Raw genomic sequence first — 25,447 nt, 5'->3', positions numbered from 1 at the left:
GTCCTAAAGCGAAGGCCTCCCCCCCCTTCAACGGGGGGTTCCCCCGCCCCCCCCCCCCCCCCCCCCCCCCGGAACCCCTTTTTCCACCTTCTTCAGGGCCCGCCGGGGGCTCAGCCCCCGATCTGGGGCATCGATTCGCCGTCCTCCGGCGCGGTGTTGGAGCAGGTCATGGCGGGGCCGATCCGGGTCGACCCGGTGTTCAGCAGGCCGTTCGAGGGCAACGTCGAGGGTGCTGTCGACAGGCAGTCCTGCGCCTGCTTGAGGGAGTACTTGCCGTCCTGGCTGGTGTAGTCGGCGTTCTTCTGGATGCAGGAGATATTGCCCGTGAGGCCGCGGGTGCAGCTGAGCGGGGCTCCTTCGGCGTACGCCAGGGAGGCGCCGGTGACGGCGAGGCCGCCCAGAAGCGCCGAGACGACTGCGATCTTCTTCCGACTGAACATTGCTGCGTTCCTTTGTGGTTGTTGCCCGGGTGCCGTGCACCGCGAATCCGCACTTCCCGGGTCCTGAAGACGGCCGGGCAAAGGGTCCCGGCTCCGGGCCGGTGGCGCCGGATGCCGGGACCCGCTCCCGCTCTACTTGCCGACGCTGTCGTTGCAGCCCAGGGACGAGCCGATCGGAGTGGACTGCGCACCCGAGGCGCCCTCGCCGTTGAGGGCGCTGCCCAGCACGCCGTTGAGGACGCCGACCTCGCCGAGGACGTCGACGTTCAGGTCGTGCGACCGGCAGGAGTTGCCCTGCTTGATGTCGATCCCGCCGCCCTTGCCGCCGTCGGCGTGGGCGGCGCCGGCGCCGAGGAGGCCGATGCTGCCGAGGGCGGCGACCAGGACCGCGGCCGTTTGAAGCTTGCGCATTTTTCTCTCCGGAAGATTGACGGATGCGATCAGTAATTGATCGGCTTCGTGCAGTTACGGGAAACTAATACGAAATGTCCCATCGTTGCGCAGCGACGCGCCGGGTGTGAAAGGCGGAATATCGGGCGCCGTTCCGGGAGTTGCTCCTTGCCCTGGGCGGCGGCTGCCGCACGCAAAACGGGCTCTTCGGGGGAGTCCCCCGAAGAGCCCGTGGCGGCGTCGCGTACGGCTGCCCCCGGCGAAGTCAGCCGGTGAAGGCGTGGTTGAACTGGCCGCAGCTGGTGTCGAAGTTCTGCGGGACGGCGAGGACGCCGATCGGGAGGTTGTTGTCGAGCACCGTCTGCGGACTGCACTCCTGGTACGGACGGAAGATGTCGTTCACCCGCGGCCCGTGACTGCCGTGGGCGTAGGCGGTGCCGGCGCCGGCACCGATGGCGGAGAGGCCGCCGGCTGCTGCTGCGGCGACGACCACGACCTGCTGAAGCTTGCGCATGGAACCTTCGGCCCTTCGTTACCTGTGCATAGAGGCCTGATTGCCTACTGTGACCGTGCGAACACTAGCAGTAGTCGTCTGGAGGGTTCCACTTCGCTGTACGCCATGTGTCGAGCCGGAGAGGCGGAAAGCGGGGGTCTGGAGGAGGAGTTCGCGGCGCGGCGGAGGGGACGCGGTGCGGGCGGTCGCCCGGACGCGGGGGAGCGGGGGCCGCCAACTGCGGTGCGGCCAGGGCGAAGGGGCTCGACGACAGCCCCCGTCCGGCGGCGCCGGACGGGGGCTGGGAGAGGGGCGGGAGAGGGCCGGGAGGGGGCGTCAGCTCGTGGCGAGCGGACGCTTGCCGTGCAGGTCCTCGGAGTCGTACGCACCGGGGTTGCCGGCCAGCTTCAGGGTGAAGGCGGTGAACACCTTACGGCCGTCGACGGTCTTGGGGTCCGAGAGCGTGACGGTGGCCTTCAGCGGCTTGTCCAGGCAGGTGTCCAGGCACCAGGTGGCGGTGACCTTCCCGGTGCCGACGGCCTTCTTCGCGCCCCACTGCTGCCAGTTGACCTTGCCGATCGAGGTGAACTCGGAGAGCACCAGGTGCGCGGGGCTGCGCTCGGCGCGGCCCCGGTCCGCGTTCTCCTCCCCGTAGTGGTTGATGACGTAGGGCGTGCCGGCGGTACGGGCGATGCCCACGGCGTGCGCACCGCTCCGGTCGCCGGTCGCCGCCTGCGCCCCGTGGGCGGTGGCGAACATGCCGAGGACGGCGACTCCGGCCAGGGCGGCGCCCACGGCCGCCTTCTTGCGCCGGTTCGTGCGCAGCGTGCTGTTCATGACTCTCGTTCCGTTCTGTGGGAATCGGTCGGCGGGTCAGAAACTACGAGCGGCGCTTCTCGGGGATCTGTCGATCATGTAACAGCGGTTCATCGACCGCTGTTACATGATCAACACACGTCCGTGGCCGGTCCGGCCGAGGCGCCATGCCACCCCGGACCGGGAGGCGGTGCGAAGCGGATGCCCCGTCAGCTCCGGCCGTCCAGGCGGGTCTTGTGGCCGTCCTTGGTCACCGCGACGCCCTTGGGCACCTCGACCCGGAACCTGGCGTCGCACAGGGCGAGGCCGGTGCATCCGGCGTCGATGTCGAGGGTGTCGCCCTTGAGGGTCCACCTCAGGTGCACGGTGCCCGCGGCCGTGTCGAACCAGCGGGTGACCTTGATGTCCTTGCGGTCGGTGGCGACCAGATCGGTGGCGACCTCGTGGGTCTTCACCTTCAGGGACGTGCCGCGGTAGGGGAAGCTCCTCGATTCGGGCTTCGCCTGGGAGGCCTCCACGGAGCAGCCGGTGAGTCCGAGGGCGACGGCCGCCGCGGCGACGGCGAGCGCGGCGGGGCGCTTCGGCAGGGCGGATGACGACATCGCTTCCTCCAGGGGAGCCAGGGGCACGGGGTGCTGAACTCCCCCGAGGATCGCGGGCCCCGGGGAGCCGCACATCTGCCGTTCGGCAGATATCCGACCCCCCGATCACGGCCGCCGAACGGCCTCGCGGTCAGGGGTCGCGGGCGCGGGCAGCACGCAGCGGACCCGCCAACCGGACCCGTACGGGCCGGCGTCCAGCGTGCCGCCCAGCGCGCCGGCCCGCTCGGCCAGTCCCGCCAGCCCGGTGCCGCCGCGTGGTGGTGCGTCCGCCTCCATACCGTGCGCAGGCGCCCCGGCGCCCCCGCTGTCGGCGACCGAGACCGCCACGGACCGGTCGCCGCCCAGGCCGGCGGACACCTCGACACGGCCGGCCTGCGGGGCATGGCGCCGTACGTTGGTCAGCGCCTCCAGCACCACGCGGTACGCGGTGTCCCCGGCCTCCGGCGACAGAGTGCCGGCCACCTCGTCCTCCAGGGACAGTGCCACCGCCGCGGAGGTCATCGAGGCGAAACGGGTGACGAGTTCGGGCAGGTCGGCCAGGCCGTGCGGGCGGGTGGGCGGCGGCTCGCCGGTATCGGCGCCGTCCGCGCCGCGCAGCGCCGCCACCGTCCGGTCCATGGATTCGAGCGCCCGCAGGCCCGCCTGCTCGATGCGGTGCAGCAGCGCGCGCTGCTCCTCGGCGTCGACCGCCGACGGGCCCTCGCCGAGCTGGGCCGCCTGCGCCTCCAGGACGATGCCGGTCACCTCATGCGCGACGAAGTCATGCAGATCGCGGGCGACTTCGAGGCGCTGCTCGCGCCGGGCCGACGCCACCGCACGAGCCCGGCGGCCGTCCAGCGCCCGCAGATAGAGCCCTACGCCCGTCGCGCAGGCGACCGGGAAGAACGCCAGCGACGCCGCGAAGACCGACTCCCCCAGGCCGGTCCGCGGTGCGTGCAGCGTGCAGCGCAGCGGCAGCAGGACCGCGGCGGCGCCGGTGAGGGCGCCGACGACGCCCACCCGGGGGCCGGGCACATGGCGTACCACCCGCTCCAGGACGACCAGCAGTGCGGACGCCTCGAAGGGGAGCCAGAGCAGGGCCAGTCCGGGCTTGCCGACGGCGACGCAGTCCGCGGCGAGGGAGAGCAGCGCGAGACCGCCCGCCGCCCGTGCGAGGGAGACCCGGCCGGCAGGCCGGGCGCGGATGGCCACGACCAGCGCCAGCGCGGCCAGGATCGCCGGCAGCCAGGCCCCGGTTCCCGGCGGTGAGACGGCGGCCGGTGCGAGCATGCCGCCCGCGGCCGCCGCCGACCACCACCGGCGCCGTCGGCCGCCTCGCACCAGGTCCGTCATGACCGCGAGGCTACGCACCCGGCGCGGCCCGTGCGGCGCCGGCGGTCAGGGCGTCCGCCCCGTCGCATAGCCCAGCTCCCAGGCCCGGACCGCGACCCCGACCCGGTTACGCACCTGCAGTTTCCGCTGAATGCTGGCCACATGGGTCTTGACCGTGCCCGCGGAGATGAACAGTTCACCGGCGATATCGGCATTGGTCTTCCCCTCTGCGACCTTGCCGGCGATCTCCCGCTCCCGCTCGGTCAGCACCGTGTCGCGGTGGCGGGGACGCCGCCCGTTTGTGGTCCCGGTGACGTGCCGCAGCAGCCGCACCGTGATCGACGGGCTGATCAGGCTGTCACCGGCCACTGCGGCCCGCACCGCCTCGACCAGCAGCGCCGGACCCGAGCGTTTGAGTACGAACCCCGACGCACCGAAGCGCAGCGCGGGGTAGACGTACTCGTCGAGGTCGAAGGTGGTCACGACGACGATCCGCACCGGGTGGGCCGCGGCGGGGTCGGCCAGCCTGCGGGTGACCTCCAGCCCGTCCATCCCCGGCATCCGGATGTCCACCAGCGCCACATCGGGGGCGAGCGCACGGCCCAGCTCCACCGCGTCGGCGCCGTTCGCGGCCTCGCCCACCACTTGCATGTCGGGCTGGCTCTCCACGATGCGGCGCATGCCCCGGCGGACCATCTCCTGGTCGTCGGCGATCAGCAGTCGAATCGTCACGAGCGGGAATTCTGCCGCACCGCGGGACGGAACCGCCCACCGCGGTCCGGGAGGTGCCCCCGGAAAGGGCCCGCCCTCATTTGAGGCCGCTGAGCATCACCCCACGGATGTAGTGCTTCTGCAGCAGTACGAACAGCAGCAGGACCGGCAGGATGCTCAGGACGAGCCCGGCCATCATGACGGGGACCATCCGGTCGGGGTCGAGGTGGCTCTGCAGCATCTGGATGCCCACGGGCAGTGTCATCAGCCGCGGGTTGGCGGTGGAGATCAGCAGGGCCCAGATGTACTCGTTCCAGGCGTGGACGAAGGTGAGCAGCGTGAGGGTGACGGCCACCGGTTTCGTCTGCGGCAGGACGATGCGCCACCAGATCGCGAACTCGCCGGCGCCGTCGATGCGGGCCGCCTCCAGCATCTCGTCGGGGACGGCGAGCATGAACTGCCGCATCAGGAAGATCCCGAAGCCCGACACCAGGAACGGGACGACCAGCGCGGCGAGGCTGACGGTCAGGCCCGCGCCGCCGCGGCCGAGCAGGTCGTTGCCGCCGGCTCCCGGCCAGTGCACCAGGATCAGAAAGTGCGGGATGAAGAAGACGAACGACGGGAACATCATCGTCGACAGCACCAGCCGGAAGATCAGATCGCGGCCGGGGAAGCGGAGTTTGGCGAGTGCGTAGCCGGCGAGTGCCGAGGTCAGGAGCGTGGAGCCGGTGATGAGCGCGGTGGCGATCACGCTGTTGCGAAAGAGCAGCGGCAGATCCAGCTGGGCGATCGCGGCACGGTAGTTGGAGAGGTCGAAGGCCTCGGGCAGAAAGCGGTAGGGGAGCTTTCCGTAGGTGTCCGGGCCCTTGAACGAGGTCAGCAGCATGTCGAGGAACGGCACGACGGTCAGGACGGCCCCGACGGCCACCACGGTGTAGGACGCCCAGGGGCGGTGGCGGCGACGTCGGCCGGCCGGCGGTCCGGATCCGTTCACGATTCCCCGCCCTTCCGGCGGAACAGCCACAGCTGCACCACCGTCACCACGGAAATGACCAGGAACAGCACGAACGAGGCAGCGGCGGCGATGCCCCAGTCGCCGTACCGGAACGCCTGCTGGTACATCTCCAGCGCCGCGACATTGGTGGCATCGCCCGGCCCGCCCTCGCCCGTCATCACATTGATCAGCGCGAACGACTGCAGACCGGTGATGAACTGGGTGAGGCAGACGAAGAGCAGGGACGGCCGGAGCAGCGGCAGGGTGATGCGCCAGAAGAGGGTGCGGCGGCCCGCGCCGTCCAGCTCCGCGGCCTCGTAGTAGACCTCCGGGATCGACTTCAGGCCCGCGGTGAGGATCAGGATCGCGGTGCCGACGGACGCCCAGGCCTGCACCACGATGACGGACGGCAGGGCCGTGCCGGGGCTCTGGAGGAAGGCCACGGAATCCAGGCCGAGGCCGTTGAGCAGGCCGTTGACCAGGCCGCCCGGCTCGTACATGTACTTCCACACGTTGCCGACGGCGACCACGGTCGTCACCAGGGGCAGGAAGTACAGAGTGCGCCAGAACCCCTGGAAGCGCAGTCGGTTGATGCAGTGGGAGACCAGCAGCGCCCCGCCGAGCGCGATCGCCACGGTGCCCAGGGCGTACAGCAGCGTGTTGGTCAGGACGGGGGTCAGGAACGTCGAGCCGCGGGCGAAGAGGTCGGTGAAGTTGGCCATGCCGACCGGCTCGATCGCGTCGAGGTCGAAGCCGGCCCAGCGCGACTGCGCGAGCAGCACGGCGAACAGCAGCGGCAGGGCGAGGAACACCGCGAAGAACAGCAGGGCCGGGGCCAGGAACAGATAGGCCAGGGCGGTCTGTCGCCGCCGGGCCGCCCGGACGGGACCGCCGTCGGCCAAGGCCATGGGGCACCACCTCTCGTAGGGGCTCAGTAGGGCCGGGAGAGTTCCTGGTCGATCTGCCGGGTGAGGGTGGCCAGCGCCGCGTCGACCGGGGCGCGGCCCGTCCAGATCTTCTCGATGTTCTTGCGCAGCAGCGCGGTGGCGCGCTGGGCCCGCGGACCGTTCGGCTGCGGCACGGCGTAGTGCAGCGCGTCCAGGAAGGGGCCCAGGTTCGCGTCGCCGCCACCGGGTCCGCGGTCGCCGCCCAACAGCGCCCGCATATCGTCCGCGCGGCCGGTCATCGAACCGACCGATACCTGCAGCGCGCTCATCCTCGACACCGCGGTCCGCCGCCGTCCGGTGCCGGCCGGCCGCGCGTGCGGCACCGGCGCCGCGTTCAGCCAGTGCAGGAACTCCCAGGCCTGGCGCGGATATCTGCTCCTGGCGTTCACGCCCAGCAGGAAACCGGTCGCCAGCGTGCCGAGGTCACCCGGCGCCCGGCCCGGCACCGGCGCCACCCCGACCTCGCGGTAGTCCGCACCCATCGCCGCCCGCAGCCCCGCCGTCCACCAGCCCGCGTTCACCGTCATCGCCACCTGGCCCGACGGAAAGGCCCGAAAGAGCGGGATGCCGGGGTCGGCGGCGCCGCGGACGATGAGCCGGCGCTCCAGGTCGAGCAGCTGCCGGCCGGCCGCCGAGCCGAGGGCGGTGCGCCGGCCGTCGGGGGTCAGGAAGGCGCCGCCGCCCGCGGTCAGCAGGGCGAGGGTCTGTCCCACGACGGTCGAGTCGTCGGCCCGGGACAGCCCGAACCCCTGCACCAGGGTGTTGCCGTGCCGGTCCCGCCGGGCGGTGCGGTACGCCGCGTCCTCCAGCTCCCGCCAGGTGCGCGGCGGCCCGCCGACGCCGGCCGCCCGCAGCAGCCGCCGGTTGTAGTAGAGGGCGTAGGTCTGCACCTCCGTGGGGTAGCCGTAGACCGTCCCGCCCGCCGACGCCGCCGCCACGGCCGCGGGGGAGAAGTCCCGGCGGATCAGCCGAGCGGTGTGCCGCGGTGCCGGCCGCAGCACGCCGGCCCGCACCAGCTGGCCGGTCCACAGCCCGGACGGATGCAGGATGTCGGGGCCCTGGCCGGCGGCCTGCCGCACCATGTACGTCGTCAGCAGATCGGCGAACTTGACCGCGGTGGTGCGCACCTTGACCCGCCGATGGGTCGCGTTCCACGCGTCGACCGCGGACTGCAGCGCCGATCTGAGCGGTTCGCCCGCATAGTGCGTCAGGACCGTCAGGGTGACCGGAGCGCCGCGGATCCCGGCCCGGTCACCCCCGTACGCCGCGTCCCCGGGGGCCTCGCAGCCCGCGGCGGCCAGCAGGGCGGCCCCGGCCCCGACGGCGGCACCCGCCGTGAACGTACGCCGCCTCACTCGGCCTCCCACTCCAGCACCGCGAAAGTCCGGGTCGTGGTGAACCCGCTCCTGCGGTACAGATGCCCCGCCGGGCTCGCTTCGCCCGTCCACAGGAACCACGCCCCGTGGACGCCGAGCGCCCGCATCCGCTCCAGCGTGAGATGCAGCAGGACCTTGCCGAGCCCGGTGCCGCGCAGCTCCTGGCGTACACCGAACGGGCCGAACCGCTCGGCCATGCCGTCGTAGGCGCCGTGCATGGCCCAGCCCGCCAGCCGTCCGTCCGGTGCGCGGGCGATGACGATGCGGTCCAAAGGGGCGCCGCCGGTCAGACACCGCCGGATGGCCCGTGCCCAGTCGGGGGTGAACTCCTCGGCGGCCAGGGAGACCAGGTCCACCAGATCATCGTCGGACGGGGTGCCGAAGCCGAACCCCCGTGCCACCAGCGCCTGCTGATGCCGCCGCACCTCGTCCGGCACGCGGTAGCCGATCAGGCCGCGGTCCATGGCGGCGGCCTCGTAGCGGACCCGGAAGCCGAGGGCGGTCAGCAGCCGGCCGGCCTCCGGGTAGGCGGCCCGGTCCAGGCCGGGGAGCACATAGTTGGGGGTGTACGGAGCGAAGCCGATCCGGGTGCGGCCCTGGCCGCGCAGCCAGTCGAGGGCGTCGGTGAGCAGCCGGCGGCCGAGGCCCGCGCGGCGGTGCGGCGGATCGACGAAGAAGAAGAGGATCCAGCCGTCGGCCGGTTCCAGATCGCCTCCGGCCGGCGGGGTGCGGCGGCGCACCGCATAGGCGGCACCCACCACCCGGCCGCCGAGGTCGGCCACCCGCAGCCCCTCGGCGTCGAAGTTGGCATCGAGCAGGATCAGCGTGCGGAAACGGGCGGCGCTGATCGGGTCGTCCGGGGCGCTGCGGGCCCAGGCCGCCAGCAGGGAGGGGCCGTCCCCGGGGCGGAAGGGGCGGAGGACGGGGCGCGGGCCGGGGGCGGCGGTGGCGGACATCGGACACTACTTACCGCATATCCGGCACCTTGGCGACGGTGCACGCCCGTATGGCCCGCTCGCGTGGCGGGCCATACGGGCGGCAGGCATGTTGGGGAGAGCGCCCGGCCGGCCCGTGGACGGGCAACCAGGAGGCTGCCGGATGCTGCGCAGAGCGCTGCGGATCCCCGCCGCCGGCGTCGCCTATCTGCTGACGGCGGCGGTGTCGTCGTCCGCGATGGCGTCGGGGCCGGAGGAGTACGCGGACGTCGCGGTGGCCCGCGCGGCACGGGCCGGGCCCGGTACCGCGGCTGCGCTGGTGATCGCGCACCGCGGCGCCTCCCGGTACGCACCGGAGAACACGCTGGCCGCCGTGGACGCCGCCCACCGGCGCGGGCTGATATGGGTCGAGAACGATGTGCAGCGCACCAAGGACGGCCGGCTGGTCGTCCTGCACGACACCACGCTGCGGCGCACGACCGACGCCGCGAAGGTGTTTCCGGGGCGGGCGCCGTGGCGGGTGGGGGACTTCACCGCCGCCGAGATCGCGCGGCTGGACGCCGGGAGCTGGTTCGGCAAGCGGTTCGCGGGGGAGCGGGTGCCCACGCTTGCGGGGTTCCTGCGCCGGCTGGACCACAACGACCAGCGTCTCCTGCTGGAGATCAAGGCCCCGGAGAGATATCCGGGAATCGAGGCGCAGATCGTCCGGGAACTGCGGGCGCACGGCTGGCTCGACCGCGGCCATGTCCGCGGCCGGCTGGTGGTCCAGAGTTTCTCCGTGACCTGCGTGAAGGCCGTGCACGAACTCGTGCCGCAGGTGCGCACGGGAATTCTGGGGGCGCCGGATATGGCCAAACTGGCGCGCTATGCGCGGTTCGCCGATCAGATCAACCCCCGTATGTCCGCGCTCAGTTCGCGCTGGCTGGCGGCCGTGCACCGGTTGCGCGGGCCGCACGGCCGTCCGTTGGAGGTCTATGCGTGGGACGTGGCGAAGAACACGAACGCGCGATCGCTCCGGGCGCGGGGGATCGAAGGAATCATCGAATAGGGTTCAAGGGCCGGGAATCAGGCGGGATTGCCCGGATCGTGCGGGCGCCGGACGACGGCGGAGAGTGCACCGCAACCCGCGCTGCGTGAAGGAGCTGTGGAGAGCGGACGCCCGGTGTGTGGCCGCGGCAGGTCGGGATTTACGGGATTCCCGCCGCGCGGCTATGGTGCCTGAGATGTTCGACGCCGCCACCCTCCCCGTAAATGAACTAAGACGCAGGATTTGGCTTTTGGGTTCCGAAATGCGGCCCGACGCGGGCCAGCGTCCAGCACCTCCCCTGGGATCCTTCCGGGAGGCTCCTTGAACAACGAATATCCGGCGTACGGCGAACGGCGGGTGCCGCTTCCCCCGCCGCGGCAGATGCCGCACGACACGCTGAGCCGGGCCGGCGCACCCGCGCCGGCGCAGACTCCCGGTGCCACGGCGACGACGACGCTGGCACCGGCGGCGGCCGCCCCCTCGCACGCCAAGCCCAGAAGCCACGCCAAAGGCCGTGGCCGGGCCCGGGCCAAGAACGCCGCGGCCGCCGGCGCCAAGCCGCGCGACGCGTTCTTCGACAACGCGAAGTACCTGGCCATCGTGCTGGTGGCGATGGGGCACTCCTGGGAGCCGCTGCGTGACGGCAGCCGCACGGCAGCGGCGCTCTACATCACCGTCTACGCGTTCCATATGCCGGCGTTCATCATCATCTCCGGCTATTTCTCGCGCAGTTTCGATATGCGCAAGGACCGGCTGCAGCGGCTGATCACCGGAGTCGCGGTCCCGTACATCCTCTTCGAAGTGGCTTATACGCTCTTCAAGAGGTGGGCGGACGACGATCCGCATTACCCGATCAGCCTGACGGACCCCTGGTATCTGACGTGGTTCCTGGCCGCGCTCTTCATCTGGCGCCTGACCACTCCGCTGTGGAAAATCGTGCGCTGGCCGGTCCCGCTCGCGCTGACCATAGCCGTACTTGCGTCCGTCTCACCGGACATCGGCGACGATCTGGACCTCCAGCGGACGCTGCAGTTCCTGCCCTTCTTCGTGATCGGGCTGGCGCTGCGGCCGGAACACTTCAAGCTCGTACGCCGCAAGAAGGCGCGCATCGCGGCCGTACCGGTCTTCGCGGCCGCCCTGGTCTTCGCGTACTGGGCGGCGCCGCGGATGAACGCCGCGTGGTTCTACCACCGTGACGCCGCGCAGGAACTCGCCGCGCCCTGGTGGAGCGGCGCGGTGATGACGCTGGCGATGTTCGGCTGCTCGCTGGTGCTGGTGGCCTGCTTCTTCGCCTGGATCCCGGGCCGCACGATGTGGTGCACGGCGCTGGGCGCGGGCACCCTCTACGGCTACCTGCTGCACGGCTTCCTCGCCAAGGGCTCGCGCTTTTGGAACTGGTACGACCACCCGTGGGTGCACACGCCCTGGGGCGCGGTGCTGCTCACCCTGATCGCGGGCACGGTCGTCACGGTGCTGTGCACCCCGCCCGTGCAGCGGATCTTCCGCTTCGCGATGGAGCCGAAGATGACCTGGGCGTTCCAGAAGGACCCGGTGGGGATGGCCCGCAGCCGGAACTGAGCCGCTGTGCAGGGGAGGTCGGCGTCCGGGGCGCCCGCCCCGCCGGGAGACCGGTGGGACGGGCGCCCTTCGGCATGACGGCGCCGGTTCGCCGCAATCGGCGTCGGCTACCGCACCACCGCGATGCCCTCGATCTCGACCAGCGCGGCCTCGTCCCACAGGCGGGTGGCGCCGATCACGGCCATCGCCGGGAAGTCGCCGCCGACCAGGCGCTTCCAGACCCGGCCGAGCTCCCTGGCATGCCGCCGGTAGTCGGCGACGTCGACCGCGAAGACGGTGAGCTTGGCGAGGTCGGACGGGCCGGCCCCGGAGGCCGCGGCGACGTCCAGGAGGTTCGCCAGCGCGCGCTCGAACTGCTCGACGATGCCGTCGCCGACGATCCGGCCCGAGCCGTCGAGGGCGGTCTGCCCGGCGAGGAAGACCAAGGTGCCCGGGGCGGCGCGTACGGCATGGCTGAAGCCGGTCGGCGGCGCCAGATGAGAGGGGTTGATGCGCTCCAGCCCGCCGCCCTTGTCGGTGCCGTCCGTGCCCGCCGTCTCAGCGCTCATCCGTGCCGGCTCCCCTCCGTCGCCAACTCGTCTCGCACGCGCGGGGATTGCGGCGCGCCCGCGGCGCACCGCAAGGCCGCAGCCTCTTCGGTGTCACTCACCGCCGGTCCCTTCCCGGCTCGTGCTGCGGCCGTCCACCTCATCGGCCCGCTCCCCGGCGAGCTTAGGGCATGCCCGATGGGTCAGGGTCGAGCCCGCGGCCTATCCGACCCTGACCCGTCGGACACCGCCTAAGGGCCTGCCGGCGGATCACGGGACGCCGATCAGGGCCCGGTCCGCGGCGCGTGCCGTGGCGGGGCCGGAGCCGCCAGCGGGTCCCGGCCGTCCAGCGTGCCCCGGGAGCCGTAGGGGCGGCAGCGTATGAACGCCGCCTCGTGGTGGAACGGCTTCTCCTGATGCTCCCTGACCGCCTCCGTGTGCTCGGGACGGGCGGAGCCGTAGGCGTAGTGGCGCATGGCCGACACGCTCCGCCAGATCGAGAACGTGCCGACGAAGCGAGGCGGGCGGGCCAGGGCCACGGACGCGACCAGCGCGGGATCGGCCGCGGCCCGCCCGGCGGCCCGGGAGTTGGCGCGCAGGAACGGCAGCGCGCGGCGCAGCCGCAACTGCCCGAGTGTGAGGACGGCGACCGGCTCGTCCTCCTCGTCCAGCGCGGCGCCGGGCTCGGCCTCGACCGGCATCGAAGGCCACGAGCCGGAGACTCGCACCGGCTGCAGTCGCACATGCCAGCCGCCGGCCAGCCGCCGTGCCAGCGGGCTCTCGGCGAGGAAGCCGTCGAGCGCGGCGTCGTCCTCCCATGCGGCGAGCAGCGCGGCCCGGCCGGGGCGGAGCTTGGGCGGGCCGGCAGCGACGGCGCCGGTGAGCAGGGTCTGGGCATGGCGGAGGCCGGGGACGTCCCCCGGCTGCGGGCGCTCGCGGAGGACACCGCGCACGGAGCGGGCGCCCAGGTCGGCGAAGTGTACGGAAACGATCACGACGACCCCCCGTATCCCGGCCCACAGGCAGGGGCCGAGTAAGTTACCGATGCGTATACCAAGTGGTACACCACCTAGTATCCTTGAATGCAGCGACAATTGCGAGTCGGCATCACCAGCCGGAACAAGCCAGATCGCGAGGGGACCGCATGAGCGGGATCGACCGGAGCCGCGCCGCGCGCGCCGAGACCAGGACGCGTATCGAGGACACGGCCGCCCGGCTGTTCGCCGAGCGCGGCTTCGCGGGCACGACCATCGGGGAGATCGCCGCCGAAGCCGGACTGAGCAAGCCGATGCTCTACCGCCACTTCGACTCCAAGCAGGAGCTGCACCTCGCGCTCCTGGAGCGGCACCGCGACGAACTGGCCGCCGCCCCGATCCGCGAACTCCTCCACGGTGAGGGCGACATGGAGACGCGGATCACGGCGATGTACGACGCCTGGTTCGGGTATGTGCAGAGCCATCCGTACACCTGGCGCATGATGTTCCGCGACACCACCGGGGACGCGGAGGTGCGGGACTTCCACCGCGAGCTCCAGCGCCGCCAGCGCGAGAGCGACATCGCGCTGCTCCGCGAGTTCGCGCCCGGCATCCCCGAGGCCGAGCTGGAGCCCCTCGGCGAGGCGATCCGCAGCTCGCTCTACGGCCTAGCCCTGTGGTGGCTGGAGCGCCCCGACCACCCCCGTGAGCTGCTGGTCGCGGCGATGGTACGGATCACCCGTGGCCTGATCTCCGGCTCCGGGGGCCCGGCGGCCGTGGACACCGGCCGGTGAGGTGACGGCCTCCGCGCCACGGACCCGCGCGGCTGCCGGCCGCGCTCCTCACTTCCCCTCCGCGTAGCACTCCACCACGGCGGTGGTGAACGGGAAGCGGACCGGCGTCTGGCCGAACGCGATCCGCCCCGCCGTCGCGGCCGCCGCCGTGATCGCCTCGGACACCGCCGGCGCCTCGTGCGCGGGGCAGTGCACGATCACCTCGTCGTGCTGGAAGAAGACCAGCTCGGCGCGGAGCCCGCCCTCGCGCAGCGAGCGGCGCAGCGCGGCCAGCATCAGCAACGCCCAGTCCGCGGCGCTGCCCTGGACGACGAAGTTACGGGTGAACCGGCCGCGGGCGCGGGCGGCCGCGGAACCACCGCCGTACCCCGCCGGCTGCTCCTCCTCCTGGGGCAGGCCCGCCTCGTCGGGCGGCGCCACGGACGCCGGCGGGCAGGTGCGGCCCAGCCAGGTGCGCACCAGGCGGCCCTCCTCGCCGGCGCGCGCCGCGTCGTCCACATACGCCACCGCCACCGGATAGCGGCGGCGCAGATCGGCCAGGTGCTTGAGGGCGTCGCCGGACGTCTGGCCGTAAACGGCCCCCAGCAGGCCGAGCTTGGCCTGATCGCGGTCGCCGCCGAACGCGCGGGCGGCCAGATCCGCGTACAGGTCCTCGCCGCTGCCGGCCACCTCCATCAGACCGCGGTCGCGGGAGACGGCGGCCAGCACCCGCGGCTCCATCTGGGCGGCGTCGGCGACCACCAGGCGCCACCCCGGGTCGGCGAGCACCGCCCGGCGGATCACCTTGGGGATCTGCAGCGCGCCGCCGCCGTTGGCGGTCCAGCGTCCGGAGACCGTGCCACCGGGCAGGTACTCGGGGCGGAAGCGGCCGTCGTGCACCCACTGCTGCAGCCATGACCACCCGTGGGCGGTGTGCAGCCGGTAGAGCTTCTTGTACTCCAGCAGCGGCGCCACCGCCGGGTGATCGATCTGCGCCAGCTCCCACTTGCGGGTCGAGGTCAGGGAGATCCCGGCGCGGGCAAAGGCCTTGACGATGTCCTGCGGCAGATCGGGGCGCACCCGTACGCCCTCGCCGAAGGCCCGGGACACCTCGTCCGCCAGCTCCGCCATCCGCCGGGTCTCCAGCCCGCCCGGATAGCGTTCGCCCAGCAGCCCGTCGAGCAGCTCGCGGTGCACATCGGCCCGCCAGGGCACCCCGGCCCGGCCCATCTCCGCCGCCACCAGCATGCCCGCGGACTCGGCGGCCAGCAGCAGCCGCATCCGCTCCGGATGCTCGGTCTTCTCCGTGCGCGCCACCTGGCCCGCATAGACCTCCAACAGCGCCGCCAGCTCGTCCGTGCCGGACGGCAGCGGCACCGGGCCCGGCTCGAAGAGGGACGGCTGGGTCTCGGCCGTACGCACGGGAGCGTCCGGCGGGACGGGCAGGCCGTGCAGCCGTGCCCAGGCGGCGGCCAGCGAACGCGGCTGTCCCGACTGGCCCTCCTCATGGCCGATCAGCAGCGCCTCGGCGGCCTCCACGTCATAGCAGCGCTCGACCCGGACCCCCGCGGCCAGCAGCCGTCGGTAGATCTCCGCCGTGGACCGCCACACCCACCGCTCCACCTCGGGCCGCGTGCGCACCGCGTCGGCGAGCGAGCGCTCCCGCACCACCGGTCCCGCGGGCCGGCCGTCCTGGGCGAGCGGGCAGAGACGAGCACCCCCGTCGCCCGCCTCCACCACCGCCCATCTCATGCTCCCGAGTCTTGCACCCCCCTCTGACAATCGAAGCCGGGCGGCAGTCGGACCTGCGCGGACCTGTGGGGTGTCCCCTCGAAGCCCGTGTGCCTGCGGCGCCTGGTACCGCATCTCACGGCGTCCTCGCCCGACACGAACTCCCCGGACGAGCCTCCGCCTTGGCCGCGGCGGGGACGACAGGCCGCAGGGATAAAAGCGATGTGTGTTTATGGTTTCGCGGCATCCGGGTGAATGGGCGAAACCGCACCCTCGGAAGCGAGTTGATCCAGTGCGCTCCCATTCGGGCACCCCGCTTCGAGAAGGGTAAATAGTGATCAAGAAGGTCCTGGCCACGACTGCCGTCGCCGCGTCCGTCGTCGGAATTTCGGCGACGGCGGCCCCCCAGGCAATGGCGGTCGGCAAGCACGACGGTGGAACCGCGACGGTCAACGGCAACGGCGCCAAGTCCGCTTTCGGCAACTCCACCACCCGGGGCAGGATGAGCCCGCAGCTGGAGCTCGTGCAGGGGTCGCTGAACAGCCTCTGTGCGGCGCTGGTCGGCCAGAAGGTCAATGTCGGTTCGCTGGTCGGGAAGGACGCGACCACGGTCCAGGACATCAATGTGCTGTCCAACCCGCAGACGCAGCAGTGTGTGCAGAACTCGACGCAGGCCAAGGGGGATGAGGCGGTGTCGCACATCCTGAACGACATCCCGATCCTGTCCGGCAACGGAGCGCGCCACCACAAGGGAGCGCGCGCCCACAAGCACTGAGGCCGAAGGCCGCAGGGCCCGGACCGCGGGCTCTTACTTCTTAGCGGTCCGGGAACGGCGGTGCCCGGTGGTGAACCGGTGGGAACGGAATTTCTCGATCCCCCTACCGGTGGGAATTACTATTCGGCGGCTACCTCGTCTGTTCGAAATCCGGTGTTTTTTCCGCGTCGTATGCGCGGCGGCAATCTCCCGAAACGATATTGCATCCTTCGGGCGATTCCTTCGAAACTCCCCGGTGAGAGTTTCGTCCACGAGGAGAAATTGTTACCAATATCAGCAGCGGCGTTACGGGCGAGCAGATCAGCGCCCGTGCGACACGATGGTCGTGTTCGCTACGGACCCGCTGCAGAAAGGGCTGAAAGTGAAGTACGGAAAGGTTGCGGCAGCCACTGCCGGCATGCTCATGGCAGTGGGTGCGGCTGCGCCGGCGTTCGCTGACGCGGGTGCGGTGGGCAAGGCCAAGCACTCTCCCGGCGTCATCTCCGGAAACGTCGTACAGATTCCGATCAACATCCCGATCAACCTGTGCGGTAACACCGCGCAATTCATCGGGGCGCTGAACCCGGCGTTCGGCAACAAGTGCGCGAACCTCAGCCACCACAAGTAAACAAGTGCGCTGACCTCAGCCGCTGACTCGAAGGAATTCGAGCCGCGTCCGTGATCCGGTCCCGGTGTGCGATTCACTGCACACCGGGGCCGGATCATTTTCCGGCCCATCCGGACAAATGCCTGGGCCGCACCTTTCGGGTGGAGTTGCCGTGAAGGCAGAACTTCGGAGTTTCTCCGCGCGGCAGTACTCGTTAGTGAAGGGGAAAGCGGTGATCCGAGCGGCGAAATGTTGCTCACGCGGCGCTGGTGCCGCGGTCCCGTCAAGCACCGCCCGAGAAGGGACAGTTGAAAGTGAAGTACGCGAAGTCTGCGGTGGTTGTCGCCGGTTCCGTCGTTGCGCTGGGCGCCGCCGCGCCCGCCATTGCCGCCCAGCACGGAGCTCCGGCCGGCATTCAGCCCGGACCGAAGATGAGCCTCAACGGCGGGCTGAACGACGCGCTGCGGAGCAAGCAGCTGGACGGCCACCAGGTGCGGCCGCTGGTCAAGAAGATCAAGACCACCGGTGAGAAGGTCAAGTCGGCCAACGCGAACAAGCTGCTCGGCGGCGTTGCGGCGGCGGCGAAGGGCACCCCGCTGCTCGGCGGCCTTCCGATCAAGTAACCCCGCTGTCCCCGTGGGCCGCTCCAGGCGCATTCGGAACGGAAGCCGAATGCGCGCCGGGCGGCCCCGACCGCGTATATCGCCGTCCCGCGGCCCGCCGTATCCGAGTGTTTCCCGCTCGGTGCGCCCGGTCCACCGCCGGACCGATCGGAAAAGCGGATCACGGCGCCAGGGCGTTCGAGTGAATGAGCACAACCAAATTCGCTCTTGTGAGTTGGGCAGATTGTCTGGCTCAAGGGCATCCCGAAACACAAAGGATCAACAATGATCAAGAAGGCTCTGGCGACCGCAGCCGCAGCTGCGTCCATTGTCGGTGTCGCCGCAGCTGCCGCCTCCCCGGCGATGGCCACGGGTAAGCACCACGACGGCGGTAAGCACCACGGCGGCAAGCACCACGGGACTACTTCCGTCAATGGGAACGGCACGACGCAGCTCTACGGGAACTCGACCACCAAGGGATACATGAGCCCGCAGATCGGTCTGATCCAGGGCTCGCTGAACAAGCCCTGCGTGGCTCTGCCGTACAAGGCGAACTTCGGCTCGCTGTTCGGGGCCTTCCCGACCACGATCCAGGACATCAATGTGCTGTCCAACCCGCAGTCGCAGCAGTGCGCGGAGAACTCCACCCAGGCCAAGGGCGACGAGGCGCTGTCGCACATCCTCAATGACATCCCGATCCTGTCCGGCAACGGCGGCGGCAAGAAGCACCACTGACCGGCCGATGAATACCCGGGCCGCCCGGCCCTCCTTCTTCCGGGCGGCCCGGATTCTTCTGCTCCGCGGCGTGGCCACGTGAGGCGGGACGGTTGTGATGAGGGACGGTGCCGGTCAAAGGAATGGCCGGCACCGTCCCGCTGAATTGTTATTCGCTTGTGACCGGTGTCCGATGGGCCGGCTCGTTGGGAATGGTGTGTGGAGGGAAGCGTGCCAATGCCCTTGCGAGATTGATGGGGTTGCCGGGGCATTGGCATGCCGGCCGGAGGTCGCGTGCGATCTATTCGGGTGATGTAGGAGAACCCCGGGCTACGGGCCGGGTTGTTCCGATAGGGCTCCTGTGCCGGGAGTTCCGTCTCCTGAAGGGGTTGCGTGATGAAGAAGATTCTTGCCGGCGTGGCTGTCGCGGCGTCACTGATCGGTATTTCCGCTGCGGCCGCTCCGCAGGCAATGGCGAGCGACGGGCACAAGGGCACCAGGACGGTCAACGGGAACGGGGGGAAGTCGGTCTACGGCAACTCCACCACTCGCGGAAAGCTCAGCACCCAGCTCGGGCTCGTGCAGGGCTCCCTGAACGACCTCTGCTTCGCCCTGATCGGCGAAAAGGTCAACTTCGGTTCGGTGTTCGGGGCCTTCCCGACCACGATCCAGGACATCAATGTGCTGTCCAACCCGCAGACGCAGCAGTGCGTGCGGAACTCGACGCAGGCCAAGGGCGACGAGGCGGTGTCGCACATCCTGAACGACATCCCGATCGCGTCCGGCAACGGAGCCCACAAGCGCAAGCACTGAAGCCCGAAGCGGCCTCGGCCGTACCACCGCTTGCGTCTCCGGGCGGTCGGCGCCGCGTATGCGCTGCCGGCCGCCCGGCCGTGTGAGCGCCACGGGGGCGCGCGGACGGTGGCCCGTACGCGATGACTCCAGACGAGGGATGAGAGATGCGACAGAGTCTGAAGGTGTGCGTGCTCGTTGCGGCGGCGTCGGGTGCGCTCGGCGCGAGCGGCGCGGTGGTGCACGGGGACGCCGGTACGGGCGCCATGAAGTCTCCCGGCGTGCTGTCCGGGAACAGTATCCGGGTGAGCGTGTTCAACCCCGTCAACGTGTGCGGCAACTCTGCGGACGGGGCCGGGGCGCTCGACCGGGCCGGGCACGACGCGTGCGGGCACCGCGGTGCGCCCGCGCCGGCGGCCCAGCGGCCCCCGCTGGCGCCACGGTCCGCCGTGGCGCACCGCAGGGCCGGGGAGCCGGTGCGGCACCGCGCCCCGGGGAAGACCGCCGAGACCGCCCCGCATCCCGGGCACGAGCCCCGGCTGGGCGCGGTGGCGCGGGCCGGGGCGTCCGCGGGCTCCGCGCTGCTCGCGTCCTCCGGTGCGGACGAGCCGGCCATGGTGGCCGGTGTCGGCGGGGTGCTGCTGCTGGGAGGGGCGCTACTGCTGCGCAGGGCGCGTTCGCGGCGTAAGTGAGCGGGGTAGGGGTATGGCGCGTGCAAGGGGCGTCCGGCCGGTTTCCGGCGGCCGCGGGGCGGGGCGGCCGGCCGAGCGGATCCGGCGGGCCGCTCGGCCTGGGCCACCCGGTCGAGCCGGCCGTCGGCATCGCCGGACGGTTCGACCACGGGCCGTCGTACCGCTGGCGACGGGCGACGCTGCGGCTGGAAGCCGCCCTGCGGGCCGTACGACGGATCGTGCGGATCAACGCGCCAGTGCCTGGTCCGGCACGGGAAGGATCGTTCTTTCGCTCATTGGTGGGACCCGCCTCCCAGGGGGTTTGAAGTGCGCGGATGCGGGTGCGCCGCGGGGCCGTGCCGGTCGGTGCGAGCTCTGGCAAAATGGCGTTGAAATGCGATGAACTGCGATGAAATAGGATGAAAGCTGCAAAGGTAATGAGTGGATGAGGTGGGGTCATGCTCATTGCGCTGGCGCAGACGGATTGTGTGCTGGGCGAGGTGGCGGAGAACCTCGTGATCGCCCGCGAGCAGATCGAGCAGGCCGCCGCCCAGGGCGCCGACCTCGTCATTTTTCCCGAACTGAGCCTGCACGGCTATCACTTGGGCGCCCTGAAGCGGGACGAGTCCATCGAGGCGAGCGATCCCCGGCTGCTGGAGCTGAGCACGCTGGGCCCCGATGTGCTGGTCGGCTTCCATGAGCACACCAGCCTGCGCGCGTACAACGCCGCGGTCTACTACGCGGCCGGGTCGCTTCTGCACGCCCACCGCAAGCTCTACCTCCCCAACTACCTCGCCTGGGAGGAACGCAAGCACGTCAGTCCCGGGCAGTCGCTGCGCGCCTACGAGCTGAAGCGGTCCAGGACCGGAGGGCGGGGGGCGACGCTGGTGTGCAACGACGCCTGGCAGCCGGTGCTGCCGTGGCTGGCGGTGCAGGACGGCGCCGAGGTGCTGTTCGTCCCGACCAACAGCGCGGCGAGCCTGGATCCGGAGGCCATGGACACCGGCCTGTACTGGGACACCCTGCTGTCCTATACGGCGCGGATGCTGCAGTGCTGGGTGGTCTTCGTCAACCGGGTCGGCAATGAGCACGGCGCGACGTTCTGGGGCGGCTCGCGGGTGGTGGACCCGCGGGGGGCGGTGGTGGCGCAGGCGCCCAAATGGGAGCCCTCGCTGGTCACCGTCGAGATCGATCTCACCGAGGCCCGGCGGCAGCGCCGCGCGGTGCCGCTGGTCGCCGAGGCCCGGCTGGGCCTGATCGACCGCGAGGTGCGGCGGCTGATCGACGAGGGCGGCGACAGCTGACGGACCGGCGGCCGGGTGTCAGTGGCCGGGGGCCGACTCCGGGCGGGGCGCCTCGGTGGTCCGGTCGTCCTTGAGGGCCTTGGCCTCGGACTTCAGGATGCGCATCGAGCGGCCGAGGCCGCGGGCCATGTCGGGCAGCTTCTTCGAGCCGAAGAGCAGCACCAGCACCGCGATGATCAGGATCAGGTGCCAGGGCTCGAAGGCGTTGCGGAGCATGGGGGCGCTCGCTTTCGTCGGGGCCGGCGGACGTTCTGTCCAGTATTACCCGAACGGTCCGGCCGTCCGGTCCAGGGGGTCTCCCCGGACCGGACGGCCGGAGCACGGCCGCGTGCCGGGCCCGCGCGCGCCTGGCTGCCGGCTGGACTTGCGGACGCCTGGAGGCGTTGCCGCAGTCGAGCTACCAGCTGGACTTGCGGACGCCTGGAGGCGTTGCCGCAGTTGAGCTACCAGCTGGACTTGCGGACGCCCGGCAAGTACCCCGCGTGTGCCTGTTCGCGCAGCCGTACCCGGGAGAGGCCGAAGGCGCGGAAGTGGCCGCGCGGGCGGCCGTCGACGCTGTCGCGGTTGCGCACCCGGGTGGCGCTGGCGTCCCGCGGCTGGCGGGACAGCTCACGCCGGGCGGCGGCGCGTTCCTCCTCGGGCGCCCGGGGGTCGCGGATGACGGCCTTGAGGGCGGCGCGGCGGGCCGCGTAACGGGCGACGGTCGCCCGCCGCTGCTCGTTCTTGGCGATCTTGCTCTGCTTGGCCATCAGACCTTCCCTCCCCGGGCGCGGATGCGGGCGACGGCCGCCTCGATCCCGATCGCGTCCACGGTCTTGAGGCCCTTGGCGCTCAGCGTGAGCCGGACGTGCCGGCCCTCGCTCGGAAGCCAGTAGCGCTTGCGCTGGATGTTCGGGTCGAAGCGCCGCGAGGTGCGGCGGTGCGAGTGGGAGACGGACTTGCCGAAGCCCGGCGTGCGGCCGGTCAGCTGGCAGTGGGCGGACATGGTGCGGTCCCTCCAGTGGTCGGGGCCCCGAAAGGCTTATTGAAAATGGAAACCATTTGCGTATACTACCCGCATGGCCCGCAACGAACTACGTCCGGTCGTCAAGCTCCGGTCCACCGCCGGCACCGGATACACCTATGTGACCCGCAAGAACCGCCGTAACGACCCCGACCGCCTGGAACTGCGCAAGTACGACCCGGTCGCCGGCCGGCACGTCGCTTTCCGAGAGGAGCGCTGAGCACAGCCGTGAAGCCTGGAATCCACCCCGCCTACGGGCCGGTCGTCTTCCGCGACCGGGCCGCCGACTACGCCTTCCTGACGCGCTCGACCGCGACCAGCGACAAGACCGTCGAGTGGGAGGACGGCAACACCTACCCCGTCATCGACGTCGAGATCTCCTCGGCGAGCCACCCCTTCTACACGGGCACCGCCCGGGTGATGGACACCGCGGGCCGCGTCGAGCGCTTCGAGCGCCGCTACGGCAGGCGGGCCCGCTGATGGAGCGGCTCGCGATCGTGCTGGTGGGCGGCCTGCACGCGGACGCGCGACGGGCCGCCGTCGAGCGGCTGCTGCGCTCGGTCCCCGGCAGTGTCGCCCTCCACCACGACCTGGCCTCGGCCGTGCAGGGCACCGTACGGCGCACGGTCCGCGACGCCGGCGGCACGCTCGATGCCGGCGAGGTGCCGCTGGTCAACGACTGCGCCTGCTGTGCGCTGCGCGAGGACCTGGTGCCCGAGCTGGAGCGGCTGGCCGCGGGCCGGACCTGCCGGCTGGCGATCGTCGAACTGTGGGATTCGGTCGAGCCCAAGGCGATGGCCGAGGTGGTCACCGGCTGCGGCAGCGAGAGCCTCTCGCTGACCGGGGTGATCACCGCCGTCGACCCGGCACGGGTGCTGGACTGCCTGGGCCGCGGGGACGACCTCGCCAACGTCGGCCTCGCCGCCGCGGCGTCCGATCAGCGTACGGTCGCCGACACCTGGGCGCGGCAGCTGGAGTACGCGCCGGTGCTGGCGATCGCGACAGGCCAGGAGGCGGCCGAGCCCGCCGACCTCGCGCTCCTGGAGCAGCTGCACCCCACGGCCCGGCGGATTCCGGTCGAATCCGCCGAGCTGGCGGCCGCCGCGCTGGCCGGCTTCGATGTGGCGGCGGCCGCGGCCCGCCAGCACCCCGCCTGTGCGCTGCTGCCGCAGGAGGCCGACGCGGACGGCGTCGGCACGCTGGTATGGCAGCACACCAGGCCGTTCCACCCCGAGCGGCTCTACGCCGCGCTGGAGGACCTGACCTGCGCGGCCGCGCGCAGCCGGGGCCGCTTCTGGCTGGCCGACCGCCCGGACACGCTGCTGTCGTGGGACGCGGCCGGCGGGGCGCTGTGCGTGGAGAACTCCGGGCCGTGGCTGGTCTCGCTGCCGGATGCCGCCTGGGAGATGGTGCCGCCGCTGCGCCGGGCCGCCGCCGCGCTGGACTGGCACCCCGAGCACGGTGACCGCGGCCAGCACCTGGTCTTCACCTCGCCGGGTCTGGACCGCGAGGGCCTGTCCGCGCTGCTGGCGTCCTGCCTGCTCACCGACGCCGAGTACGCGGGCGGCCGGTCGGCCTGGAAGAGCCTGCCGCCGGCCTTCGACGAACTCCTCGACCCCGTTTCGTAACCGCGGCCGGTCCGTCCGTACGGGACGGTCCGGCCCCTTCGCACCCCCAAGGAACCACCATGCCCCGACGGCACGACCCGCGGCGGAAGTCCGCACCCCGCCCCAACCCGCTGGACGCGGCGGGCATCACCTTCATCGACTACAAGGACACCGATCTGCTGCGGAAGTTCCTCTCGGACCGCGGCAAGATCCGCAGCCGCCGGGTCACCCGGGTCACCGCGCAGCAGCAGCGGCAGCTGGCCAGGGCGATCAAGAACGCACGGGAGATGGCCCTGCTCCCGTACGCGTCACGGTGAGGGCCGCCGCTTCGACGGGGGGATGCCCTGCTCCCCCTGATGGCCCGGGGGCGGCGCCGTGTGACGGGTAGGAGATTCCCTACGCTTGATGCGTAGGGAATCTCCTACATATGATCGAGGGTGTGAACGCCACTCCGATACGTCAACAGGGCTCGGTCGGCTCGCCCGCCACCGGGTCCGACCCGGACCGGGTCTTCGCGGCGCTGGCCAACGGCACCCGGCGCGAGGTGCTGCGGCTGCTGCGCGAGGGCGGGCCGCAGTCCGTCCAGGCGCTGGCCGAGCACTTCGCGATGCGTCGCCCCAGCCTGTCCGAGCATCTGAAGGTGCTGCGGGAGGCCGGGCTGGTGAGCGAGGAGCGGGCCGGCCGGCAGCGGATCCACCGCCTGGAGGCCGTACCCCTCAGTGAGGTGCAGGAGTGGCTCGGCCCCTACGAGCGGTTCTGGTGCGCGAAGCTCGCGGGCCTGGGGGAGCTGCTCGACCGCATCCCCGACGAAGAGGCGCAATGAACTCCCATGCTTTCGAGGCCCCCGCAGACGAGCCGGCCGACGCGACGACGATCCGCCTCGCGCAGTTCTTCCCGCATCGCCCCGCGAAGGTCTGGCGGGCGCTGACTGAGCCCGAGCTGCTGGCCCGGTGGATGATGCCCGGCGACTTCCGGCTGGAGGTCGGTCATCGCTACGAGATGACGACGCTGCCGCGGCCCAACACCAACTTCTCGGGCACCGTCGTCGCCGAGGTGCTCGCGTTCGAGCCGGAGCGGATGCTGCGGCTGCGCTGGCAGGACGCCGACGAGGGGCAGGGCGGCCGCGCCGACTGGACGATCACCTGGACCCTGGAACCCGAGGGGCGTGGCACACGTCTCTTCCTCGCCCATGAGGGATTCGACCCGGACGATCCGTACCAGGTGCAGGCGCGCCGCATCATGGGCGGCGGCTGGCGGTCGATTGTGGGGGAGCGGTTGGGGAAGGCGCTCGACGAGCTGTGACCGGCCCGGCACCGGCTGTCGTGCACGTGCATCTGCGCATGCATTCGCATGTGAACGCAGCTATGATCCGGGGCAGTTGACACCGTTTATCACCGGGAGATCCCTGTGCCCCACGCATACAACGGCATGGCCGCAACGGATCTTCGCGATGTGGCGTGGCAGAAGAGCCGGCACAGCAATTCCCAGGGCTCCTGCGTGGAGTTCGCCAAGCTGCCCGGAGGAGAGATCGCGGTGCGCAACTCGCGTTTCCCGGACGGCCCCGCGCTCGTCTACACCCCGGCGGAGGTCCGGGCGATGCTGCTCGGGGTCAAGGACGGGGAGTTCGACCACCTCGTCCGGGACTGAGCCGGCGCAGGGAGCCCGGGGGGGGGGGGGGGGGGGGGGGGGGGGGGGGGGGGAGGAGGGGGGGGGGGGGGGGGGGGGAAAGGGGGGGGGGGAGGGGGGAGGAGCATCAGGCCAGCGGTGG

At 71.5% G+C, this 25,447-nt stretch carries 34 protein-coding genes; 17 read left to right on the top strand and 17 right to left on the bottom strand.

All coding sequences use genetic code 11. The annotated features are described in order from the left end of the window. Positions 1-110: 110 nt before the first annotated feature. From AC0680_RS05995 to AC0680_RS05945, 11 genes are all read right to left on the bottom strand, one after another. Positions 111-440, bottom strand: a complete 330-nt coding sequence (locus tag AC0680_RS05995) for a hypothetical protein (protein ID WP_478625327.1) — start codon at positions 438-440, stop codon at positions 111-113. A 132-nt stretch (positions 441-572) separates the two neighbouring features. Next, entirely contained in the window at positions 573-851 is a 279-nt protein-coding gene (locus AC0680_RS05990) for a hypothetical protein (RefSeq protein WP_478625326.1), read from the bottom strand. Positions 852-1,095: 244 nt separating this feature from the next. After that, positions 1,096-1,344 carry a hypothetical protein gene (locus tag AC0680_RS05985; protein ID WP_468983860.1) on the bottom strand — a complete coding sequence of 83 codons (249 nt, stop codon included), beginning with the start codon at positions 1,342-1,344 and terminating at the stop codon, positions 1,096-1,098. Between the two features lie 315 nt (positions 1,345-1,659). Beyond that, complete coding sequence (locus AC0680_RS05980) at positions 1,660-2,160, bottom strand: hypothetical protein (RefSeq protein ID WP_478625322.1); 501 nt, start codon at positions 2,158-2,160, stop codon at positions 1,660-1,662. A 188-nt stretch (positions 2,161-2,348) separates the two neighbouring features. Next, positions 2,349-2,741 (bottom strand): hypothetical protein, encoded by a 393-nt coding sequence (locus AC0680_RS05975; protein WP_478625320.1) that lies wholly within the window; start codon positions 2,739-2,741, stop codon positions 2,349-2,351. Between the two features lie 105 nt (positions 2,742-2,846). Continuing rightward, positions 2,847-4,073, bottom strand: a complete 1,227-nt coding sequence (locus tag AC0680_RS05970) for a sensor histidine kinase (RefSeq protein WP_478625317.1) — start codon at positions 4,071-4,073, stop codon at positions 2,847-2,849. A 45-nt stretch (positions 4,074-4,118) separates the two neighbouring features. Next, on the bottom strand, positions 4,119-4,784 hold the full coding sequence (locus tag AC0680_RS05965; RefSeq protein WP_478625315.1) for a response regulator: 666 nt from the start codon (positions 4,782-4,784) through the stop codon (positions 4,119-4,121). Between the two features lie 76 nt (positions 4,785-4,860). Further along, complete coding sequence (locus AC0680_RS05960; protein ID WP_478625314.1) at positions 4,861-5,757, bottom strand: carbohydrate ABC transporter permease; 897 nt, start codon at positions 5,755-5,757, stop codon at positions 4,861-4,863. Next, the gene (locus AC0680_RS05955; RefSeq protein ID WP_478625311.1) at positions 5,754-6,665 is read right to left on the bottom strand and encodes a carbohydrate ABC transporter permease; all 912 of its coding nucleotides are present in this window, start codon (positions 6,663-6,665) and stop codon (positions 5,754-5,756) included. Before AC0680_RS05955 ends, AC0680_RS05960 begins: the two co-directional genes overlap by 4 nt. Positions 6,666-6,688: 23 nt before the next feature. Further along, positions 6,689-8,059, bottom strand: coding sequence for an extracellular solute-binding protein (locus AC0680_RS05950; RefSeq protein ID WP_478625308.1), 1,371 nt, complete (start codon positions 8,057-8,059; stop codon positions 6,689-6,691). Then, the gene (locus AC0680_RS05945; protein ID WP_478625306.1) at positions 8,056-9,036 is read right to left on the bottom strand and encodes a GNAT family N-acetyltransferase; all 981 of its coding nucleotides are present in this window, start codon (positions 9,034-9,036) and stop codon (positions 8,056-8,058) included. The genes AC0680_RS05950 and AC0680_RS05945 overlap by 4 nt, the downstream gene beginning before the upstream one ends. A 142-nt stretch (positions 9,037-9,178) precedes the next feature. On the opposite strand from AC0680_RS05945, the gene AC0680_RS05940 reads away from it, so the two are divergent. Both AC0680_RS05940 and AC0680_RS05935 read left to right on the top strand, forming a co-directional pair. Continuing rightward, positions 9,179-10,063 (top strand): glycerophosphodiester phosphodiesterase, encoded by an 885-nt coding sequence (locus tag AC0680_RS05940; RefSeq protein WP_478625304.1) that lies wholly within the window; start codon positions 9,179-9,181, stop codon positions 10,061-10,063. A 300-nt stretch (positions 10,064-10,363) separates the two neighbouring features. After that, positions 10,364-11,620 carry an acyltransferase family protein gene (locus tag AC0680_RS05935; protein WP_478625303.1) on the top strand — a complete coding sequence of 419 codons (1,257 nt, stop codon included), beginning with the start codon at positions 10,364-10,366 and terminating at the stop codon, positions 11,618-11,620. A 107-nt stretch (positions 11,621-11,727) separates the two neighbouring features. Here the strand turns inward: AC0680_RS05935 and AC0680_RS05930 are convergent, their stop codons facing one another. Both AC0680_RS05930 and AC0680_RS05925 read right to left on the bottom strand, forming a co-directional pair. After that, entirely contained in the window at positions 11,728-12,168 is a 441-nt protein-coding gene (locus AC0680_RS05930; RefSeq protein WP_478625301.1) for a RidA family protein, read from the bottom strand. A gap of 263 nt (positions 12,169-12,431) precedes the next feature. Further along, complete coding sequence (locus tag AC0680_RS05925; RefSeq protein ID WP_478625299.1) at positions 12,432-13,142, bottom strand: spheroidene monooxygenase; 711 nt, start codon at positions 13,140-13,142, stop codon at positions 12,432-12,434. Between the two features lie 149 nt (positions 13,143-13,291). Here AC0680_RS05925 and AC0680_RS05920 point away from each other — a divergent pair, with 149 nt between their 5' ends. Beyond that, positions 13,292-13,915, top strand: coding sequence for a TetR/AcrR family transcriptional regulator (locus AC0680_RS05920; protein WP_478625296.1), 624 nt, complete (start codon positions 13,292-13,294; stop codon positions 13,913-13,915). Positions 13,916-13,963: 48 nt separating this feature from the next. Here the strand turns inward: AC0680_RS05920 and AC0680_RS05915 are convergent, their stop codons facing one another. Continuing rightward, the gene (locus AC0680_RS05915) at positions 13,964-15,646 is read right to left on the bottom strand and encodes a bifunctional 3'-5' exonuclease/DNA polymerase (RefSeq protein WP_478625294.1); all 1,683 of its coding nucleotides are present in this window, start codon (positions 15,644-15,646) and stop codon (positions 13,964-13,966) included. 313 nt (positions 15,647-15,959) lie between these two features. Between AC0680_RS05915 and AC0680_RS05910 the strand changes: the two genes are divergently transcribed. The 7 genes from AC0680_RS05910 (at position 15,960) to AC0680_RS05880 (ending at position 21,069) form a co-directional block, all read left to right on the top strand. Continuing rightward, complete coding sequence (locus tag AC0680_RS05910; RefSeq protein ID WP_478625291.1) at positions 15,960-16,400, top strand: rodlin; 441 nt, start codon at positions 15,960-15,962, stop codon at positions 16,398-16,400. A 361-nt stretch (positions 16,401-16,761) separates the two neighbouring features. Continuing rightward, positions 16,762-17,007 (top strand): chaplin, encoded by a 246-nt coding sequence (locus tag AC0680_RS05905; RefSeq protein ID WP_451447090.1) that lies wholly within the window; start codon positions 16,762-16,764, stop codon positions 17,005-17,007. A 293-nt stretch (positions 17,008-17,300) separates the two neighbouring features. Next, positions 17,301-17,609 carry a hypothetical protein gene (locus AC0680_RS05900; protein WP_478625290.1) on the top strand — a complete coding sequence of 103 codons (309 nt, stop codon included), beginning with the start codon at positions 17,301-17,303 and terminating at the stop codon, positions 17,607-17,609. 264 nt (positions 17,610-17,873) lie between these two features. Further along, a complete protein-coding gene (locus AC0680_RS05895) occupies positions 17,874-18,323 on the top strand; it encodes a rodlin (protein ID WP_478625288.1) in 450 nt (149 codons plus the stop codon). 372 nt (positions 18,324-18,695) lie between these two features. After that, positions 18,696-19,115, top strand: coding sequence for a rodlin (locus tag AC0680_RS05890; protein WP_478625286.1), 420 nt, complete (start codon positions 18,696-18,698; stop codon positions 19,113-19,115). A gap of 146 nt (positions 19,116-19,261) precedes the next feature. Beyond that, entirely contained in the window at positions 19,262-19,786 is a 525-nt protein-coding gene (locus AC0680_RS05885) for a chaplin (protein WP_478625284.1), read from the top strand. A 437-nt stretch (positions 19,787-20,223) separates the two neighbouring features. After that, on the top strand, positions 20,224-21,069 hold the full coding sequence (locus AC0680_RS05880; protein WP_384428013.1) for a nitrilase-related carbon-nitrogen hydrolase: 846 nt from the start codon (positions 20,224-20,226) through the stop codon (positions 21,067-21,069). Positions 21,070-21,087: 18 nt separating this feature from the next. Here the strand turns inward: AC0680_RS05880 and tatA are convergent, their stop codons facing one another. From tatA to rpmB, 3 genes are all read right to left on the bottom strand, one after another. Further along, positions 21,088-21,285 carry a Sec-independent protein translocase subunit TatA gene (gene tatA / locus AC0680_RS05875; protein WP_478625282.1) on the bottom strand — a complete coding sequence of 66 codons (198 nt, stop codon included), beginning with the start codon at positions 21,283-21,285 and terminating at the stop codon, positions 21,088-21,090. Between the two features lie 227 nt (positions 21,286-21,512). After that, positions 21,513-21,818 (bottom strand): 30S ribosomal protein S14, encoded by a 306-nt coding sequence (rpsN, locus tag AC0680_RS05870; protein WP_478625279.1) that lies wholly within the window; start codon positions 21,816-21,818, stop codon positions 21,513-21,515. Next, positions 21,818-22,054: a 50S ribosomal protein L28 gene (gene rpmB, locus AC0680_RS05865; RefSeq protein WP_478625277.1), complete on the bottom strand. Its 237-nt coding sequence runs from the start codon at positions 22,052-22,054 to the stop codon at positions 21,818-21,820. The genes rpsN and rpmB overlap by 1 nt, the downstream gene beginning before the upstream one ends. Positions 22,055-22,127: 73 nt before the next feature. On the opposite strand from rpmB, the gene rpmG reads away from it, so the two are divergent. From rpmG to AC0680_RS05830, 7 genes are all read left to right on the top strand, one after another. Then, positions 22,128-22,292, top strand: coding sequence for a 50S ribosomal protein L33 (rpmG, locus tag AC0680_RS05860; protein ID WP_006604069.1), 165 nt, complete (start codon positions 22,128-22,130; stop codon positions 22,290-22,292). Positions 22,293-22,300: 8 nt separating this feature from the next. Beyond that, positions 22,301-22,552 carry a type B 50S ribosomal protein L31 gene (locus AC0680_RS05855; RefSeq protein ID WP_384487609.1) on the top strand — a complete coding sequence of 84 codons (252 nt, stop codon included), beginning with the start codon at positions 22,301-22,303 and terminating at the stop codon, positions 22,550-22,552. Further along, entirely contained in the window at positions 22,552-23,700 is a 1,149-nt protein-coding gene (locus AC0680_RS05850) for a GTP-binding protein (RefSeq protein ID WP_478625274.1), read from the top strand. The genes AC0680_RS05855 and AC0680_RS05850 overlap by 1 nt, the downstream gene beginning before the upstream one ends. 59 nt (positions 23,701-23,759) lie before the next feature. Next, positions 23,760-23,996 carry a 30S ribosomal protein S18 gene (rpsR, locus tag AC0680_RS05845; RefSeq protein ID WP_468983916.1) on the top strand — a complete coding sequence of 79 codons (237 nt, stop codon included), beginning with the start codon at positions 23,760-23,762 and terminating at the stop codon, positions 23,994-23,996. Positions 23,997-24,133: 137 nt separating this feature from the next. Next, a complete protein-coding gene (locus tag AC0680_RS05840; RefSeq protein WP_478625719.1) occupies positions 24,134-24,502 on the top strand; it encodes an ArsR/SmtB family transcription factor in 369 nt (122 codons plus the stop codon). Next, positions 24,499-24,981, top strand: coding sequence for an SRPBCC family protein (locus tag AC0680_RS05835; RefSeq protein ID WP_478625272.1), 483 nt, complete (start codon positions 24,499-24,501; stop codon positions 24,979-24,981). The genes AC0680_RS05840 and AC0680_RS05835 overlap by 4 nt, the downstream gene beginning before the upstream one ends. 105 nt (positions 24,982-25,086) lie before the next feature. After that, the gene (locus AC0680_RS05830) at positions 25,087-25,326 is read left to right on the top strand and encodes a DUF397 domain-containing protein (RefSeq protein WP_478625270.1); all 240 of its coding nucleotides are present in this window, start codon (positions 25,087-25,089) and stop codon (positions 25,324-25,326) included. Positions 25,327-25,447: the final 121 nt, after the last annotated feature.

The organism is Streptomyces sp. NPDC043738, from assembly GCF_056436545.1.
Note: the sequence above shows the minus strand (reverse complement) of the source record. Positions and strands in the feature narration are given on the sequence as shown.

What these genes read in the sequence shown, in the direction of transcription:
- AC0680_RS05995 (WP_478625327.1), bottom strand. Translation starts at nt 440, where the DNA reads ATGTTCAGTCGGAAGAAGATCGCAGTCGTCTCGGCGCTTCTGGGCGGC.
- AC0680_RS05990 (WP_478625326.1), bottom strand. Translation starts at nt 851, where the DNA reads ATGCGCAAGCTTCAAACGGCCGCGGTCCTGGTCGCCGCCCTCGGCAGC.
- AC0680_RS05985 (WP_468983860.1), bottom strand. Translation starts at nt 1,344, where the DNA reads ATGCGCAAGCTTCAGCAGGTCGTGGTCGTCGCCGCAGCAGCAGCCGGC.
- AC0680_RS05980 (WP_478625322.1), bottom strand. Translation starts at nt 2,160, where the DNA reads ATGAACAGCACGCTGCGCACGAACCGGCGCAAGAAGGCGGCCGTGGGC.
- AC0680_RS05975 (WP_478625320.1), bottom strand. Translation starts at nt 2,741, where the DNA reads ATGTCGTCATCCGCCCTGCCGAAGCGCCCCGCCGCGCTCGCCGTCGCC.
- AC0680_RS05970 (WP_478625317.1), bottom strand. Translation starts at nt 4,073, where the DNA reads ATGACGGACCTGGTGCGAGGCGGCCGACGGCGCCGGTGGTGGTCGGCG.
- AC0680_RS05955 (WP_478625311.1), bottom strand. Translation starts at nt 6,665, where the DNA reads ATGGCCTTGGCCGACGGCGGTCCCGTCCGGGCGGCCCGGCGGCGACAG.
- AC0680_RS05945 (WP_478625306.1), bottom strand. Translation starts at nt 9,036, where the DNA reads ATGTCCGCCACCGCCGCCCCCGGCCCGCGCCCCGTCCTCCGCCCCTTC.
- AC0680_RS05940 (WP_478625304.1), top strand. Translation starts at nt 9,179, where the DNA reads ATGCTGCGCAGAGCGCTGCGGATCCCCGCCGCCGGCGTCGCCTATCTG.
- AC0680_RS05930 (WP_478625301.1), bottom strand. Translation starts at nt 12,168, where the DNA reads ATGAGCGCTGAGACGGCGGGCACGGACGGCACCGACAAGGGCGGCGGG.
- AC0680_RS05920 (WP_478625296.1), top strand. Translation starts at nt 13,292, where the DNA reads ATGAGCGGGATCGACCGGAGCCGCGCCGCGCGCGCCGAGACCAGGACG.
- AC0680_RS05915 (WP_478625294.1), bottom strand. Translation starts at nt 15,646, where the DNA reads ATGAGATGGGCGGTGGTGGAGGCGGGCGACGGGGGTGCTCGTCTCTGC.
- AC0680_RS05895 (WP_478625288.1), top strand. Translation starts at nt 17,874, where the DNA reads ATGATCAAGAAGGCTCTGGCGACCGCAGCCGCAGCTGCGTCCATTGTC.
- AC0680_RS05885 (WP_478625284.1), top strand. Translation starts at nt 19,262, where the DNA reads ATGCGACAGAGTCTGAAGGTGTGCGTGCTCGTTGCGGCGGCGTCGGGT.
- AC0680_RS05880 (WP_384428013.1), top strand. Translation starts at nt 20,224, where the DNA reads ATGCTCATTGCGCTGGCGCAGACGGATTGTGTGCTGGGCGAGGTGGCG.
- tatA (WP_478625282.1), bottom strand. Translation starts at nt 21,285, where the DNA reads ATGCTCCGCAACGCCTTCGAGCCCTGGCACCTGATCCTGATCATCGCG.
- rpsN (WP_478625279.1), bottom strand. Translation starts at nt 21,818, where the DNA reads ATGGCCAAGCAGAGCAAGATCGCCAAGAACGAGCAGCGGCGGGCGACC.
- rpmB (WP_478625277.1), bottom strand. Translation starts at nt 22,054, where the DNA reads ATGTCCGCCCACTGCCAGCTGACCGGCCGCACGCCGGGCTTCGGCAAG.
- rpmG (WP_006604069.1), top strand. Translation starts at nt 22,128, where the DNA reads ATGGCCCGCAACGAACTACGTCCGGTCGTCAAGCTCCGGTCCACCGCC.
- AC0680_RS05850 (WP_478625274.1), top strand. Translation starts at nt 22,552, where the DNA reads ATGGAGCGGCTCGCGATCGTGCTGGTGGGCGGCCTGCACGCGGACGCG.
- rpsR (WP_468983916.1), top strand. Translation starts at nt 23,760, where the DNA reads ATGCCCCGACGGCACGACCCGCGGCGGAAGTCCGCACCCCGCCCCAAC.
- AC0680_RS05835 (WP_478625272.1), top strand. Translation starts at nt 24,499, where the DNA reads ATGAACTCCCATGCTTTCGAGGCCCCCGCAGACGAGCCGGCCGACGCG.